This window comes from Chryseobacterium arachidis, assembly GCF_900129245.1.
Lineage (GTDB): Bacteria > Bacteroidota > Bacteroidia > Flavobacteriales > Weeksellaceae > Chryseobacterium > Chryseobacterium arachidis.
Map to the genome: position 1 here is coordinate 250,394 of NZ_FQUT01000004.1, position 14,686 is coordinate 265,079.

13 protein-coding genes are annotated in these 14,686 nt (G+C 36.6%); 2 read left to right on the forward strand and 11 right to left on the reverse strand.

Translation table 11 applies throughout. From position 1 onward, the window contains the following. Positions 1 to 12: 12 nt before the first annotated feature. Positions 13 to 960, reverse strand: a complete 948-nt coding sequence (locus BUA89_RS09760) for a helix-turn-helix domain-containing protein (protein WP_072956465.1) — start codon at positions 958 to 960, stop codon at positions 13 to 15. Between the two features lie 152 nt (positions 961 to 1,112). Between BUA89_RS09760 and BUA89_RS09765 the strand changes: the two genes are divergently transcribed. Further along, positions 1,113 to 1,298, forward strand: a complete 186-nt coding sequence (locus BUA89_RS09765; RefSeq protein WP_072956468.1) for a hypothetical protein — start codon at positions 1,113 to 1,115, stop codon at positions 1,296 to 1,298. A 67-nt stretch (positions 1,299 to 1,365) separates the two neighbouring features. Here BUA89_RS09765 and ychF read toward each other — a convergent pair whose 3' ends face one another. From ychF to BUA89_RS09800, 7 genes are all read right to left on the reverse strand, one after another. Continuing rightward, positions 1,366 to 2,457, reverse strand: a complete 1,092-nt coding sequence (ychF, locus tag BUA89_RS09770; protein WP_072956472.1) for a redox-regulated ATPase YchF — start codon at positions 2,455 to 2,457, stop codon at positions 1,366 to 1,368. Positions 2,458 to 2,639: 182 nt separating this feature from the next. Continuing rightward, a complete protein-coding gene (locus tag BUA89_RS09775) occupies positions 2,640 to 3,191 on the reverse strand; it encodes a ferritin (RefSeq protein WP_072956475.1) in 552 nt (183 codons plus the stop codon). A gap of 425 nt (positions 3,192 to 3,616) precedes the next feature. After that, a complete protein-coding gene (locus BUA89_RS09780; protein WP_072956478.1) occupies positions 3,617 to 5,227 on the reverse strand; it encodes a glycoside hydrolase family 10-like protein in 1,611 nt (536 codons plus the stop codon). A gap of 331 nt (positions 5,228 to 5,558) precedes the next feature. Then, positions 5,559 to 7,367 (reverse strand): translational GTPase TypA, encoded by a 1,809-nt coding sequence (gene typA / locus BUA89_RS09785; protein WP_072956481.1) that lies wholly within the window; start codon positions 7,365 to 7,367, stop codon positions 5,559 to 5,561. Between the two features lie 235 nt (positions 7,368 to 7,602). Beyond that, entirely contained in the window at positions 7,603 to 8,151 is a 549-nt protein-coding gene (locus BUA89_RS09790; protein WP_072956483.1) for a type 1 glutamine amidotransferase domain-containing protein, read from the reverse strand. A gap of 84 nt (positions 8,152 to 8,235) precedes the next feature. Then, on the reverse strand, positions 8,236 to 8,520 hold the full coding sequence (locus tag BUA89_RS09795; RefSeq protein WP_072956488.1) for a DUF1294 domain-containing protein: 285 nt from the start codon (positions 8,518 to 8,520) through the stop codon (positions 8,236 to 8,238). An 86-nt stretch (positions 8,521 to 8,606) separates the two neighbouring features. Next, entirely contained in the window at positions 8,607 to 9,950 is a 1,344-nt protein-coding gene (locus tag BUA89_RS09800) for a T9SS type A sorting domain-containing protein (protein ID WP_178362447.1), read from the reverse strand. A 243-nt stretch (positions 9,951 to 10,193) separates the two neighbouring features. Between BUA89_RS09800 and BUA89_RS09805 the strand changes: the two genes are divergently transcribed. Beyond that, the gene (locus tag BUA89_RS09805; protein WP_072956495.1) at positions 10,194 to 10,550 is read left to right on the forward strand and encodes a hypothetical protein; all 357 of its coding nucleotides are present in this window, start codon (positions 10,194 to 10,196) and stop codon (positions 10,548 to 10,550) included. A 186-nt stretch (positions 10,551 to 10,736) separates the two neighbouring features. Here the strand turns inward: BUA89_RS09805 and BUA89_RS09810 are convergent, their stop codons facing one another. Genes BUA89_RS09810 through BUA89_RS09820 form a run of 3 tightly spaced genes read right to left on the reverse strand, consistent with a single transcriptional unit; the run spans position 10,737 to position 14,682 of the window. Then, positions 10,737 to 11,021, reverse strand: a complete 285-nt coding sequence (locus tag BUA89_RS09810) for a response regulator (RefSeq protein WP_072956498.1) — start codon at positions 11,019 to 11,021, stop codon at positions 10,737 to 10,739. Positions 11,022 to 11,046: 25 nt separating this feature from the next. Beyond that, on the reverse strand, positions 11,047 to 11,487 hold the full coding sequence (locus BUA89_RS09815; protein WP_072956501.1) for a PDDEXK-like family protein: 441 nt from the start codon (positions 11,485 to 11,487) through the stop codon (positions 11,047 to 11,049). After that, positions 11,488 to 14,682: a DEAD/DEAH box helicase family protein gene (locus BUA89_RS09820; RefSeq protein ID WP_072956504.1), complete on the reverse strand. Its 3,195-nt coding sequence runs from the start codon at positions 14,680 to 14,682 to the stop codon at positions 11,488 to 11,490. Positions 14,683 to 14,686: the final 4 nt, after the last annotated feature.

Sequence of the window (14,686 nt, forward strand, 5' to 3'; positions counted from 1 at the left end):
GCAAAATTCAAATCATGAACGAAATTCGAGAGGCGCGAGAGCCGTTTTCTTTTTAAAGAAGTTTGAGAAGTGGGCGATTTCCTCAAAACCTAAGGCATAAGAAATTTCGGAAACGTTCCATTTTGTCTGTTTTAATAAGATTTTAGCTTCCTGAATGATTCTCTCAGCAATAATTTCGGTGGTCGTTTTACCTGTGCTTTCTTTCAGTTTTTTGTTCAGATAGTTTACATGAACAGCTAATCTGTCCGCATAATCTTTTGCTGTTTTCAGCTGCAGTCTCTGGTCTGAAGTTTCAATCGGAAACTGTCTTTCCAACAGTTCAATAAATAAAGAAACCACTCGCAGCGAAGCATCATTTGAGGTGGAAAGCTTGGTTGCAGGCTGTAATTTTTGTCCGTAATGAATCAGCTCCAGCACATAATTTCGTATCAAATCATATTTAAAAATATAATCAGAATCAATCTCTTTTTTAATTTTAGAATAAAGCTGTTCGATTTCATCTGCCAATTCATCGTCAATTTCAAATAAAGGAACGCTTCCCGGTTGGAAAATAGGCAGATCTTCTAAGGTATTGTGAGACTTATCTTTAATAAAAAAATCTTCAGTAAATACACAGAAACTCCCCGACTGATTCGGATCTTCAGGAACCCAATGATAAGGAACTTTTGGTGTCGCAAACAGCAAAGCATTCTTTTTTATCTGAACAATCTTATCTGCATATTCTGCCCTGTTTCTTCCTCTTATCAAACTAATTTTATAATATTTTCTCCTGTTATAAGGCATTTCAGAGGTCGTCCTCGCCCGCTCTATTGTCTGCGCAATATCAAAAACATTAAAGTGCCCGATATCTTTGTGAAGACCTTTAGGAAAAATCGTTTCAATATCCGTTCCTAATTTCGCCGTCATTTCTTTATAAAAATCATCAAGAGAGGTATATGAAGTGTGGGCTGTCTTTTCCATGATTGAGAATTTGTAAAAATCAAATGTACAAAATAAGTTGCTTGCTTATAACATATTAGACTTTTAAATCAAAATAAAATTTATTCAAATCAAGGTGATATATTTAAATAAATTTTATACTTTAGTAAAACTAAATTAATAAATAACTCATTATGAAAAATCAAACTTTAAACAATGGGAAAAAACTGAACAAAAAACAATTACGTTCAATTACAGGTGGATTAATTGATTGTTTGGGTGGTAGTTGTCCGACAATTGATGGTTGTCCTCCGCTTAATGAATATGGATGCATAACAATTGCAAAAGCATGTGCACAAGCTAAATGCAGACCTATGTAATGATAAAATGCGCTCTCAAATATACTTTTGAGAGCGCATTTATTTATAACTAACTTTAATACTTTTCTTATACGTTGAATCTAAAGTGCATGATGTCACCATCTTTCACAATATATTCTTTACCTTCTACAGAAAGTTTTCCGGCTTCTTTGATCTTCACTTCCGAACCATACGTCATGTAATCATCAAATTTGATTACTTCCGCACGGATGAAACCTTTTTCAAAGTCTGTATGGATTACTCCCGCAGCCTGAGGGGCTGTCCACCCCTGTCCGATTGTCCAAGCTCTCACTTCTTTAACACCCGCCGTAAAATACGTCTGAAGTTTCAATAAATCGTAAGCTTTTCTGATCAAACGGTTTACTCCAGGCTCAGTAAGACCTAATTCTTCGAGGAAAATTTCTCTTTCTTCATAAGTTTCTAATTCATTGATATCAGCTTCGATCTGAGCTGCCAAAACTACAACTTCTGCTCCTTCATTTTTAGCCATTTCTTCAATCTTCCCGATCCATTCGTTTCCGTTTTTGATGGAATTTTCATCAACATTACAAACATAAAGAACAGGCTTATTTGTTAACAACTGAACTTCTCCGATCACTGATTTTGTAAAATCATCTGTTGCAAACTCTCTGGCATTTCTACCATCCTCAAGATGTTTCTGAAGATTCTGAAGTGTCTCATACGTCAAAATATCTTCTTTTTTTCCTGATTTAATGAACTTCTTTGCTTTTTCAACTGCTTTACCAACAGTTTCCAGATCTTTTAACTGAAGTTCGATATCGATAATTTCTTTATCTCTCAAAGGATCTACAGAACCTTCTACGTGAACGATATTTCCGTTATCAAAACATCTTAAAACGTGGATAATAGCCTCACACTCACGGATGTTGGCCAAAAACTGGTTTCCTAAACCTTCTCCTTTGCTCGCTCCTTTCACAAGACCTGCGATATCAACGATTTCCACAACCGCCGGCAAAACTCTTTCAGGTTTTACTAATTTTTCCAGTTCAAACAATCTGTGATCCGGTACAGATACTGTTCCCAAGTTCGGTTCGATTGTACAGAAAGGATAGTTGGCCGACTGTGCTTTTGCGTTGCTCAGGCAGTTAAAAAGAGTTGATTTACCTACATTCGGTAAGCCTACGATTCCACATTTCATATTGTAAAATTCTAAGTTTAATATTTATTGTTCCGATTTAAAGTCAATTCATTTTAAAATTATTGAACCCAAAACCCTGAACTTTCAGCGTGCAAAGATAGTGATTTTTAAAGGAGTTTCATAATAAAAAAATCTGCCGGCTAACGACAGATTTCATAAATTTTATTTTCATCAAAGATTTTTTACGGATTGTTTCCCGTTGCGTCCTGCGCCAGCGGAACATCATTCGGTGCTTCCTGTAAAGCTTTATCTAAAGTAAACAGCGATTCATCGGTAGCCCGGTCACCTCCTGCAATTTTTAATTTATCGATAAGATTTTGCGCCAATGTTTCCTCCTCTATCTGTTCCTGAACAAACCATTGCATGAAATTCCATGTTGCCCAATCTTTTTCATCCAAAGCCTGATCTACCAATCTGTAGATGGATGTCGTATTATCGACTTCATGTTTGAAAACACCATCAAAACATTCTGTCAGTGAGGTGGGATCTGCCGGAGGCGCAGGAATAGCGTCTACTTTAGGTTTCCCTCCTCTGTTTAAAACGTACTCCATGAATTTGATAGAATGATTTCTTTCTTCCTGAGCGTGACGGTAAAGAAAATTGGCAATTCCCTGATATCCTTTGTCATCGGCCCAGATTCCGTAAGAAAGGAAAACGTGCGATGCATGAATTTCTTTGTTCATCTGATCACTCAGTGCTTTTTCCATTGTGTCGGAAAGTCTTTTAGTATTCATAACTCATATTTTTTGTGATATACCCTTATGATACAAAAATGGTTCCGAGACGTTTTCAATTTTAACAGAATAAAATAGCGTCTCTTGTAATTTACTGAAATACTTTACTTTAAATCAATAATTTATAGTTATTCTAAACTTCTCTACTCTTTTACTTCCTACTTTAAGAACAAAAAATCTCATCTTCTTCTTCATGCTTTTTTCTTTTTTAGGAGCTTTTTCCCGCTTTCCGTTACAATCTTTTTTTGCAAAAAAGGATTTCCACTGCAATCGGGGCTAGGAGTTTTGGGATTAATACTTTTTGAGTTCCCCTACAATTATAGAACTATAACACTGATTTCTTCTTCGTTAATTCTTTTTCATAACTAAAAAAATCCCACAGAATCAGTCTGCAGGATTTATATTTAAGTTTAAAAATTTGAAAACTATTTCACTTTTTTTGCTAAATAATCACTCTCATTTCCTAATCGGTCGATCGCTTTGATGGCAATACCATTTAATGTTTTACCATCCTTATATTTCGGGATATCTTTAGAAAGCTGGTCTAATGTAAGAATTTCCGTTTCCCAAACCCCGTTGTATTGAGTAAACAGTACCCATTGGAAGACATCTCCGATATTTTTTACACTCCAGTTTGTTTTGGCAAAACTTCCGTTATCCGTAATGAATAAAGTCGGAGCCTGTAATGGGACAGCCTTTAACCAAGGTGTTTTCGGGATCAGTGCTTTTTCTTTATAAGGTCCGTTCTTCAATGTCGGGAGCATGTTTGCATTTTTGGTTAGCCCGGCAATACTCCAATGAATTTCTCCTGCATCTTTTCCTAAAACCTGTCTTGAAATCTCAATCTGATTTTTAATTTCCGTAGGACGATCCGAAGACTTTATCTCAACCGTATTCAGTCCCGGCCAAAGATGGCGATTCATGGTATTTTCAGATTTCCACCAGTTTAATAATCCTTCAAAAGGCTGGCCTTTAGATTCTATCGGCCAATACAATTGCGGGGAGAAATAATCCACCCAACCTTTATTCAGCCATAATTTAGCATCAGCATATAATTCGTCATATTGAGATGAACCGACAACCCCTTCCGGATACCCAGGCCTCCAAATCCCAAACGGACTGATCCCAAATCTGACATAATTTTTTTCAGCATGAATCTCTTTGTAAATTCTTTCGACAAATTTATTGACGTTATCTCTTCTCCAGTCAGCTCTTGTTAAAGTTCCTCCACTGCTCTGATATGCACTCCAGGTCTTTTGATCCGGAAAATCAGCACCTCTGTTATATGTTGCATACGGATAAAAATAATCATCAAAATGCACTGCATCAATATCATACCTTTTAACAATATCTTTCACGACATTGGAGACATGGCCCTGAGTTCTGGGATCGGCAGGATCAAACCAATACATTCCGTTTTTTAATCTCAGTACAATATCCGGAACTTTATTAACCATTGACAAGCTGTTCGGCGTACCTCCATTGGAATGGTGAGCTCGATAAGGATTCAACCAGACATGAAGTTCCAGTCCTCTTTTGTGTGATTCTTCAATCCAGAATTGCAAAGGATCATAATTGGGATAAGGCGCAGTTCCGGTTTGTCCCGTCAAAAAGTATGACCAGGGTTCCAAACTGCTTGTATACAAAGCATCGGCAGAAGGTCTCACCTGAAAAATAACTGCATTGAAATTGTTATCCTTCAGCATATCCAGCATATTGATGGCTTCTGCTTTTTGCTGATCTACTGTTAAATTATTTCTTGAAGGCCAGTTGATATTGGCAACACTGGCTATCCATGCTCCACGGAATTCTCTTTTGATTTCAGGAAGGACTGTTCTGAAAGTATCGTCCACAGGAGGTGGAGTCCCCGGATTTGTAGTGGCAACAGGCGGTTTGGGAGCTGATGTATTATTGTTTGGCTTCGATGTATTTTTCGTAGGAGAAGTAGCTTTTACCACATTATTCTGAGTAGAACAAGCTGTAAACAGCCCTAAAATCCCTGATAAAACAACAAGCTTACATTTATTTATATTCATAGTCTGCAAAACTACATTAAATTATTTTTTTGATTTTAAAAATTATGATAATATTTCAAATGAAGGTTAAAGAATTTTAGATGTTTATTAATGAATTCTTGAACTCTTAATGATTATGATTGCTTTGTTTTTCTCGCTGATTTTGCAGATTGCGCAGATGTTTGTGCTTATATTATTGGTAAATTTTAAATTTGGGCTAAAGCCTTACTTGTTACCGAATGTTGAAAGCGGACTAAAATTCGTTCTTATTGAATATTAATTTGTATCTGGAAAATTAAAACAAAAAAGCCCCGAAAAAAATCGAGGCTTTACTATATTTATAAGTTTTAGATTATGCTTTTGCAGATCTTTCCACTCTTTTTCTTTCTTCTTCAGAAAGTAATTTCTTTCTCATACGGATGAAGTTTGGAGTTACCTCGATGGCTTCATCACCCTGGATATATTCCATACATTCTTCAAGAGAGAATAAGATTTTCGGTGCAACACCTGTATCTTTATCTTTACCGGAAGCTCTCATGTTGTTCAACTGTTTTGCTTCAACGATGTTTACCACCAAATCTCCCGGTTTGTTTTGCTCACCGATGATCATTCCTGCGTAGATTTCCTCACCCGGATCAACGAAGAATTTACCTCTATCCTGTAATTTAGCAATAGAATATTCAGTTGCTGGACCTTGAGTTTTAGAGATCAATACCCCATTGTTTCTTCCAGGAATAGCACCTTTGAAAGGCTTATATTCTGTGAAACGGTGTGCCATGATAGCTTCCCCAGCAGTCGCTGTCAACATCTGAGAACGCAACCCGATCAAACCTCTTGAAGGAATTTCGAATTCCATGTGCTGCATCTCCCCTTTTGTTTCCATGATGTGAAGATCTCCTTTTCTTTGAGTGGCCAAGTCGATTACTCTTGAAGCAAATTCTTCAGGAACATCAACTACCAAAGATTCATAAGGCTCCAATTTCTCACCATTTTCATCTTCTCTCAGGATAACCTGTGGCTGACCGATTGTCATTTCATACCCTTCTCTTCTCATTGTTTCAATCAAAACCGACAAGTGAAGAATACCTCTACCGAATACCAAGAACGTGTTTGCATCATCAGTCTGCTGAACTCTTAATGCTAAGTTTTTCTCTAATTCTTTTGTCAATCTTTCCTTCAAGTGATTAGAAGTCACATATTTACCGTCTTTACCGAAGAAAGGTGAATTGTTGATAGAGAACGTCATGTTCAACGTAGGCTCGTCAATTGCCGTTCTTTCCAATGGCTCAGGATTTTCAAGATCTACGAAAGAATCTCCGATCTGGAAAGCGTCGAAACCTACCACAGCACAGATATCACCTGCCTGTACTTCAGTTACTTTTTTCTTTCCTAAACCTTCGAAAACGTATAGTTCTTTTACTTTCCCTTTTACCACTTTACCGTCTGCCTGAGCAAGACCGATCCACTGAGATTCTTTAATTTCTCCTCTTGTTACTTTCCCGATGGCAATTCTTCCTAAGAAAGAAGAGAAATCAAGAGAAGTAATCTGCATCTGAAGATTACCTTCAGTTACTTTCGGAGCCGGAACATATTGTAAAATACCATCCAATAATGGCATAATGTTGTCAGTTTGTTCTAATGAAGTGTTGAACCATCCTTGTTTTGAAGATCCGTAGAACGTAGGGAAATCCAACTGCTCTTCAGTCGCTTCCAGGTTGAAGAACAAATCAAATACCTGATCATGAACTTCGTCCGGACGACAGTTTGGCTTATCTACTTTGTTGATAACCACTAAAGGTCTAAGACCTAATTCCAAAGCTTTCTGAAGTACGAATCTTGTCTGTGGCATCGGTCCTTCGAACGCATCCACCAACAAAATAACCCCATCAGCCATTTTCAATACTCTTTCTACTTCTCCACCAAAATCGGCGTGACCAGGAGTATCGATTACGTTAATTTTCGTGTCTTTATAAGTAACAGAAATATTCTTGGATAAGATGGTGATCCCTCTTTCTCTTTCAAGATCGTTGTTATCCATAATTAATTCCCCACTCTCCTGATTTTCTCTGAAAATATTGGTAGCGTGGATGATCTTGTCAACCAAAGTCGTCTTTCCGTGGTCAACGTGTGCGATAATCGCAATATTTCTAATGTTTTGCATAAAAGATTTTTACGGGTGCAAAAATAGTGATTTTTAATGAAATATGTATCAACAAGTTTTATTAATTAACAAATTCATAATGAGAAAGTTATTTCCCACAATCTTCAGACAGCAGATAACTGTTGATAAATCAGCTATATTTTCATGGTCAGAATTCATGAAAAAAGGTTTAGCTCTTTCGAACTAAACCTCGCTATATTTTGTGTATTTTACAGTAATCTATATTCAGATTATATCATGAAGTCTGATCCTCATGTTTACCTTCTTTAATTTCCTCCACCATTTTGGTATTGAAAGCCGGCAGATCCTTTGGGGTACGGCTCGTAACCAAACCGCTATCGACAACCACTTCGCTGTCTTCCCAATTAGCGCCTGCATTTTTCAAATCTTTACTGATAGAATTTACCGAAGTTAAATTTCTTCCTTCCACTACCTCAGCATTGATTAAAATTTGCGGTCCGTGACAGATAGCAGCCACTGGTTTATGCTGTTGGAAAAAGTCTTTTACAAAACTTAAGGCTTTATCATTGGTTCTCAACTGATCCGGATTAATTACTCCTCCCGGAAGAACCAAGGCATCGTATTCGGAAGCACTGACTTCCTCCAACGTCTTATCAACAGGATATTCTTTTCCCCAGTCTTTTTCTGCCCAAGCTTTAATTGTTCCCGATTCCGGGCTGATGATGTGAGCAGTCCAACCCTGCTGTTCCAAATGTTCTTTAGGAGATGCTAATTCGCTTTCCTCAAATCCGTGTGTTGCCAGAATGGCGATTTTCTTTGACATATTATTTTTTTTGGTGTTATCCTGTTTATCAAGAAAATATGATGCCGTGATCGGATCATGTGGTATCTAAAGAATGTTAAAGTATCAGCACATCTTCATATTTAGAATCTTATATTTAATAAATAAAACCAAAACAATTTGAAATAATATAATCATGCCGAACTTCCATAAAAAGCTATTCTTTGAAATTTTATGCCTGAAAATAAACATTCCAGCCACCGCTCCGATGGTTCCTCCAAAAAATGTGCTGCACAATAACGTATTTTCCGAAACCCTTCTTCTGTGTTTTTTTGCTAAAAACTTATCATACCCGAATAAGCCAAATGATAGTAAATTTAAAACTGCAATTACAAAAAGTATTTCTGTCATTTTTCAAAATTAATCCATTCCAGATAAATAACAAAAAAGACAGCTTCATCAGCCGTCTTCTTATTTTCAATTAAAAATGGAAATCATTATTTTTTGATAAATTTCTTTACAATAGTTCTTCCATTATGAAGGATCTCAATATGATATGTTCCTTTTGAAAACCATGCAACATCAATACTGTTATCATTGGTTTTTCCCTGCTGAATGAGTCTTCCTGCAGAATCCCAAATCGTATAATGATCGATAAGAATCTTAGACCGTATGTATAAATAATTCCCTGTAGGAATGGGATAAATGGCAAATTCTTCGTCGGGTGTTTCTACCGTTACATCATCTTCAGCGGGAGTTTTGCCTGTAAGCCCCATCAGCTTAAAGAAAAAGCCAAAACTACTGCTTAATGTGGTAAAAGTACAGTTGGCTCCCGTGGAATTGGGGCCGAACTTAGCAATATTGTCAATGTCTGTCCAAGTTTCCCCTTTGTTGGTACTATATCTTGTTTTTTGTCCGGTTGCAATTAAAAAATTGCTGTTCGGAACTTTTACAATGCTGTAATCCGAAGTTCCCGTTTCTGTAGGTCCGAGAGGAGCCCATGTTGCGCCACCGTCTGTTGTTCTGTGAAGCATGCCGGTTTTAAGTCCCAGAATATACCCCAGATCAGAATTCTCATCATCCACAGCAATAGCCCCCAGACTGTCTGCGGAACTTCCGTAAGCTGCGCCTGCCGGATAGGGTGTATTGACGAATGACCAAGTCACCCCTTTATCTTTTGTTATAAAAATCCTACCGCTTGTAGTCCCGACCCAAAAAGAGTTTTTGCTTCCTGAAAAATGTGTCCAGGTAAGAATAGCTGTTTCATATCCTATTGTAGAAGGAATACCCGCCGGGTTGACCTGCTGCCAGGAGTCGCCGCCATTTGTTGTTCTGTACACCTTGAATTTTTTCGAAGTATCTTCACGACAAACCACTACCCCGTTACTCTCATCAAAAAAATGAATGGAATGAGGATACGTATCAAATTCCCCGGTCTTTTGCCATGTAACACCTCCGTCTTTTGTTTTAAAAACTTTTGCATACACATTATCAACCGACCATAAAAGTAAGGCTGAGTCTTTAGATAACGCATTAAAACCTCGGAAGGTCATGTTATTTTCGTTAGGACTCACCAGATTAAAAGGAAAATATCCTTTCGTAGACCATGTATCTCCTCCATTTGTGCTTACGGAAAAACTTCTTCCTGTAGAAACATTAAACGGTACCGCTCCGTCGGAAAATGACATCCAGATTAAATCATTTTTTCCTAGTGCATATAAAGGGGAATACGTGAAGCCCGGTGGTCTCGTAGGTTCTACCGATTTCCAGTAGAGATTGAGCGTTTGTGCATTGATAATTATTCCCAGAATAGTGAATACAAAAATATAGAGTTTTTCCATAATCATAGTGTATTAGTTTGTATTATCGGATATCTGATAAAATTACCAATTATCATTAATATATGAAAGCAAAAACATCATTTTATTATTAATTCTATATCAAACATTCCACACATAAACATTCCATATTATAAAAACAAAGAGAATCATTAATTAATAGGTTTATTTTTTTAAAGTCACGCAGATGTCGGTTGGAGATTTCAAAACAGATATCTACATTTGTAATTGATAAAAAACAATTCAATGACAGTACAGGATCTGGTGGGCAACTATTCCGTTCAGGGCAGCAATCAGGAAGAAGGTGATTATATCTCCTATCACGGTTTTTTAACTTTATCGCTAGACGAAAACAACCGTATCATCGCACAGTGGCTGATCGGCGACCATGTCCAAAATGGTACAGGTTTTTACAAAGACAGTATTTTAGTTATTAATTTTAATTATGAAGGCGAAGACGAGGAGATTTACAAAGGAGTGGCGGTTTATCGCTGCCTCAGCAAAGATATATTGGACGGTTTTTGGTCCGAGAAACATGGAGATCCTCTGTATCTTGGGAGTGAGTATTGTGTGAGAATTCAGGTTTCTGAGTTTTTGAATTGATATCTGCACACAGATATACAATATCATCAATAAGAATTCTGTTTTTCTTTTTATTAAAATCAAGATGCACATACTGAGGCGGCGAAAAGAAATTTACTTCCTGCAAAAACCTTTTGAAACTCTTCACAAATTGTTCTTCAGTAAAAGGCTTGGTAATGTGATCTACACAGATTTCAACATCCCGTTTCAAATCTTCAATATCTTCCACATATTCTTTCGTATTAACGCTTGCAAAAATACAGGGATTTTAATTTCCTGAGCAACCTCCATTCCGGTCATACTGTCATTGCCCAAATCAAGATCTGCCACCAGAATTTCCGGATGCACTTTCTGAATTTCCTCGAAGAAATGATCAGAGTTTTTGCTTTTCAGAACAATCTCAATATTCGGAACCTGACTGAGGTATAGTTCCAGTTTTTCCAGCTGATGGCTTTTGTCTTCGAGGAGGGCGATGCGGTGGGTGTGGTGCATTATTTAATTGTTATAAGATTACTTACTATAATAATTTCTTAGAGTACAAAAGATTCTCAATCTTTTCCCAATTATTTCTAAAATCAATATCATCCTTAATCCTTTTGTAATCTAGATAAGTTCGCTTTTCACCTCCACTTGGAGTATCATTAAAGTTTTCAAGCATTTCCTGTGAAGTTAAAACAAAAAACTCTGGTTTTGCTTCTATGATATCTGCATGAAGATTAACTAAGACGTACAGAATATTTGGCTTAACTTTAGTTTTATCAAAATTCCAACAAATGGATTTTGTACGCTGAATACCTTTTACTTGAATAGCTAAAGTAGTATCATCTTTTTCAACAAGCAAATCGATACTTTTTGTATTTCCAAATGTGAGGGAAACGTTATATCCCATTCTTGATAATTCACCTGCTACATAATATTCGCACGCAATTCCTGTTTGTTGCTTTTCTAATACAGCCATTTAATTATAATTTAAAATTGATGAAATGTAAGTTTCAGCATTCTCTTTCTGAAACAAGACATTCACGTTATTAAAATCAGCAACGGACAATTGGTCTTTCCAATTCACTTCTAGGTATGATGTATTGGAAATAATATAAGAATCTAGCTCAATTCCGTTTGCAATTACTTGTGGCTGTATTTTTTCTTTGATGACTTTATGAAACTGAATCTTCGGGTCGTTAATGCCTTTAGAATTTCGAATGCCTTTGGGGTCGATGAATTTGATGTATTGTTTGCCATCTTTTAGAATCCAAAGTATAAAATCTGGATAAAAGTTATTGCCATCGGTAAAGAAGCCCAGACCTTTTTTACTTTGATTTCTTAGAACGTGTATTTCAGAATCCTTTAGCCGTGCTCTGTTCTTCTGAATATAATCATCCAAATCATCCAAAAACTGTTTTTCGGAAGCATCTAAAGCAATAGGACTTACCTGAATAAGGTTTTGGTAATTTTTACCTAAATAAATCAATGGCTTATACAAATGCAAAACATTGTCAAATGCCAATGCTTCACTCGCTATTTGAATATTGGAAAATGCGGGCTCTAAAACTTCTGCTTGCAACTGTTCAAGCTTGTTTTGGAAATGAACAATGTCTTCATTAGTATTCAAACGCACATCATATTCCAGAACAAAATTCTCATCTGAACCACTTAACTGAACCGTTTCAATATTCTCCGAATGGAATTCGTTTTTGTAGAAAAGATAAAACTGCTCTATATATTTTTTCAACAAAGTTATGGATAGCTCCTGCCAAATAGCTACATTATCGTACTTTGTAAATTCTAAATGATGTGCAGGAATATACAGATTGTACCAGGATACATATTGCAATATGATTTTTAAATCTTCTAATTGAATGCTTAAATTGTGATAACTCTTATCTGCTTTAAAGTTCTGTATTTCCAAATAAACAGCATTCCAATTCAATAAAGAAATATGATTGCTGTATAAAACACCTTTGTTTTTGGTCAATGCTACACCGGATGATTTTTTCTCCAGAATATCAATCTTAGGATACCAATCGAGTTCTATCAACTTTCCATCAAATAATTTCTCATTGTAAACCAATGGAACTAAAATATTCCGCTTAAAGTTTTCACTTTCTTTTACAGCAATTAGTTTGAGTTTGTTTTGCTTTACAATTTCTTTTTGCTCGGTCTGAATTTTAACCGAAATCCAGGACGAATCATTTACTGGCAAGCCTTCTTCTTCCAGAAACTGTTTGAACTGTTCCATATAATCGGCTTTAACGCCAAAAATCTGTAAGGTTTCCAGGTGCTTTAGTAGAGGCTTGATTTGTCTAATGGTTTCGGGTTTTTGATAATCGTCTAAACCTGTAGAACGTTTCAGCGAAAATTGATAGCCTTTTAATCTAACGCCTCGACCAAACAGCTGGATAATTTGCGAACCTTCACTTTTACCTACATTCATTAATCCCATCGAAGAAACCCGCCACGAAGACCAGCCTTCTGAGAATTTCTTGGATCCAATCAGTAAATTAATGGGCGAAGTATCTTCATTGATTTTTTTGAAAAGAGAATCTGAAAAGTCTTTCTCCGTTCCTAAAACTTTTTGAGATAAAGCTATACTATGTAATTTATTTTCGTCCCCCACATTTACAACACCGAAATAATCATTATCTCCGACACGCAATCCCAATTCGCCGTCTGCACCTTTTAGATTATCCAGATATAAATTGGCTCCAATCGTTGTATTATTGAAAACCAATTCGTTGATTTTGTTGAAAATGGTAGGCGCATCCAGATTTTGTTCCAGTAAATAGCTGAAAGATGTTTCAAAAATTGAATAGCCGTTTTTATCGACCAATCCTGCTTTATTATTGACCACCTCATCAATCTGCTGAATCGAAACGGTTGGATTCTTCAGGAAATCGGTCAGGAAGTAGATGATTTCTAAAACATCTGAAACTTCTTTGCCTCCTTCTTTCCGCACGGCATTTACTTTTCCACCTACAAAGACCCATAATGGCTTGTGTAAGAGAAAATCCCTTAACGCTGTTTTCTGCTCTTTGAACAACAATTGTTGCTGAAAAAACGAAACCAGATTGGCTGTCAAATACAATTTTCTATATCGGTCGTCGTCATCTTTTAAGTTCAGAATCCGGTAATCTTTACCATAACCGTCTTCGTAGAAATATTTATAAGAATAATCAAACAGAATACTCTTGGCGTATCCTTGTGTAAATTCCGTTTTTTTAACACCTGAAGAAGCGTTAATGGCTTGTCCAAAAGTGGCTGAATATTCAAAGGCAAAACCGGTTTGACTGAGTTTATCTCTGTATTTTTTCCAGCTGTCGCCACTCATTCCGCCGTGACCTTCATCAATCAAAACCAAATTGTCCGTTTCAAAACTATCTACGGCTACCGTTTTTTCACCACTATTTTCCGCAAGTTTGGTAATCTCCAAGACTTCCACTTCTTTTCCCGAAAACATTCCTGAACTGCTTTTGCTGAAACTGTTGGCTTGGATGTTTGATTTTGCAAATTCTTCCAAATGCTGTTTGCTCAATCCCTCGTTAGGCGTGATGAGCAAAACTTTATTCTGATGATGCTGGTTGTAATGATTGGCATAATGCAAATATTGCTTGATGTTGATGTGCATCAGCAGGGTTTTCCCCGAACCGGTAGCATTCCAAAAGGCTAATTTGTTTAAGCTTTCCAGCGTAAATTTTGAAGCCGTGAAAACATCCTTGTCTTTTTTCTTTCCTGTGCCGGTCAGCGTCAGTTTTGAATTAAATTCAGCGACGTACTCATTCAGGTCTGCCAGCAATTTTACTTTGTTCTGAAAATACTTGTCGAGATACACTTCCGTAAACAGAAGCGACAAATACTGAAAATACTTCCAGGTGATCAGCTCTTCCCGGTTTTCAGAAATCTGTTTGGTGTAACGTACAATATTTTCATCGTAGGTCTGCAACATTGTAGGCGTCAACTGCTCAGATCCGTATAAATGACTGATGAGTGTCTGAAGATATAAAGTATTACCTTCTTCGGTATAACCTTCGTTTACAGAAAGTTTTAAATCGGTAAAAATCTCAACCCCTTTTTTACCGATGATTTTTTTACCAATGCTGTCTATCCCAAAAAGCGACAGCATATATTTATTGAGTACGAGTTTATCGTGGAAATTCATTTTT

What these genes read in the sequence shown, in the direction of transcription:
- BUA89_RS09790 (WP_072956483.1), bottom strand. Translation starts at nt 8,151, where the DNA reads ATGTCAAAGAAAATCGCCATTCTGGCAACACACGGATTTGAGGAAAGC.
- ychF (WP_072956472.1), bottom strand. Translation starts at nt 2,457, where the DNA reads ATGAAATGTGGAATCGTAGGCTTACCGAATGTAGGTAAATCAACTCTT.
- BUA89_RS09765 (WP_072956468.1), top strand. Translation starts at nt 1,113, where the DNA reads ATGAAAAATCAAACTTTAAACAATGGGAAAAAACTGAACAAAAAACAA.
- BUA89_RS09775 (WP_072956475.1), bottom strand. Translation starts at nt 3,191, where the DNA reads ATGAATACTAAAAGACTTTCCGACACAATGGAAAAAGCACTGAGTGAT.
- BUA89_RS09815 (WP_072956501.1), bottom strand. Translation starts at nt 11,487, where the DNA reads ATGGCTGTATTAGAAAAGCAACAAACAGGAATTGCGTGCGAATATTAT.
- BUA89_RS09780 (WP_072956478.1), bottom strand. Translation starts at nt 5,227, where the DNA reads ATGAATATAAATAAATGTAAGCTTGTTGTTTTATCAGGGATTTTAGGG.
- BUA89_RS09800 (WP_178362447.1), bottom strand. Translation starts at nt 9,950, where the DNA reads ATGGAAAAACTCTATATTTTTGTATTCACTATTCTGGGAATAATTATC.
- BUA89_RS09760 (WP_072956465.1), bottom strand. Translation starts at nt 960, where the DNA reads ATGGAAAAGACAGCCCACACTTCATATACCTCTCTTGATGATTTTTAT.
- BUA89_RS09795 (WP_072956488.1), bottom strand. Translation starts at nt 8,520, where the DNA reads ATGACAGAAATACTTTTTGTAATTGCAGTTTTAAATTTACTATCATTT.
- typA (WP_072956481.1), bottom strand. Translation starts at nt 7,367, where the DNA reads ATGCAAAACATTAGAAATATTGCGATTATCGCACACGTTGACCACGGA.
- BUA89_RS09820 (WP_072956504.1), bottom strand. Translation starts at nt 14,682, where the DNA reads ATGAATTTCCACGATAAACTCGTACTCAATAAATATATGCTGTCGCTT.
- BUA89_RS09805 (WP_072956495.1), top strand. Translation starts at nt 10,194, where the DNA reads ATGACAGTACAGGATCTGGTGGGCAACTATTCCGTTCAGGGCAGCAAT.
- BUA89_RS09810 (WP_072956498.1), bottom strand. Translation starts at nt 11,021, where the DNA reads ATGCACCACACCCACCGCATCGCCCTCCTCGAAGACAAAAGCCATCAG.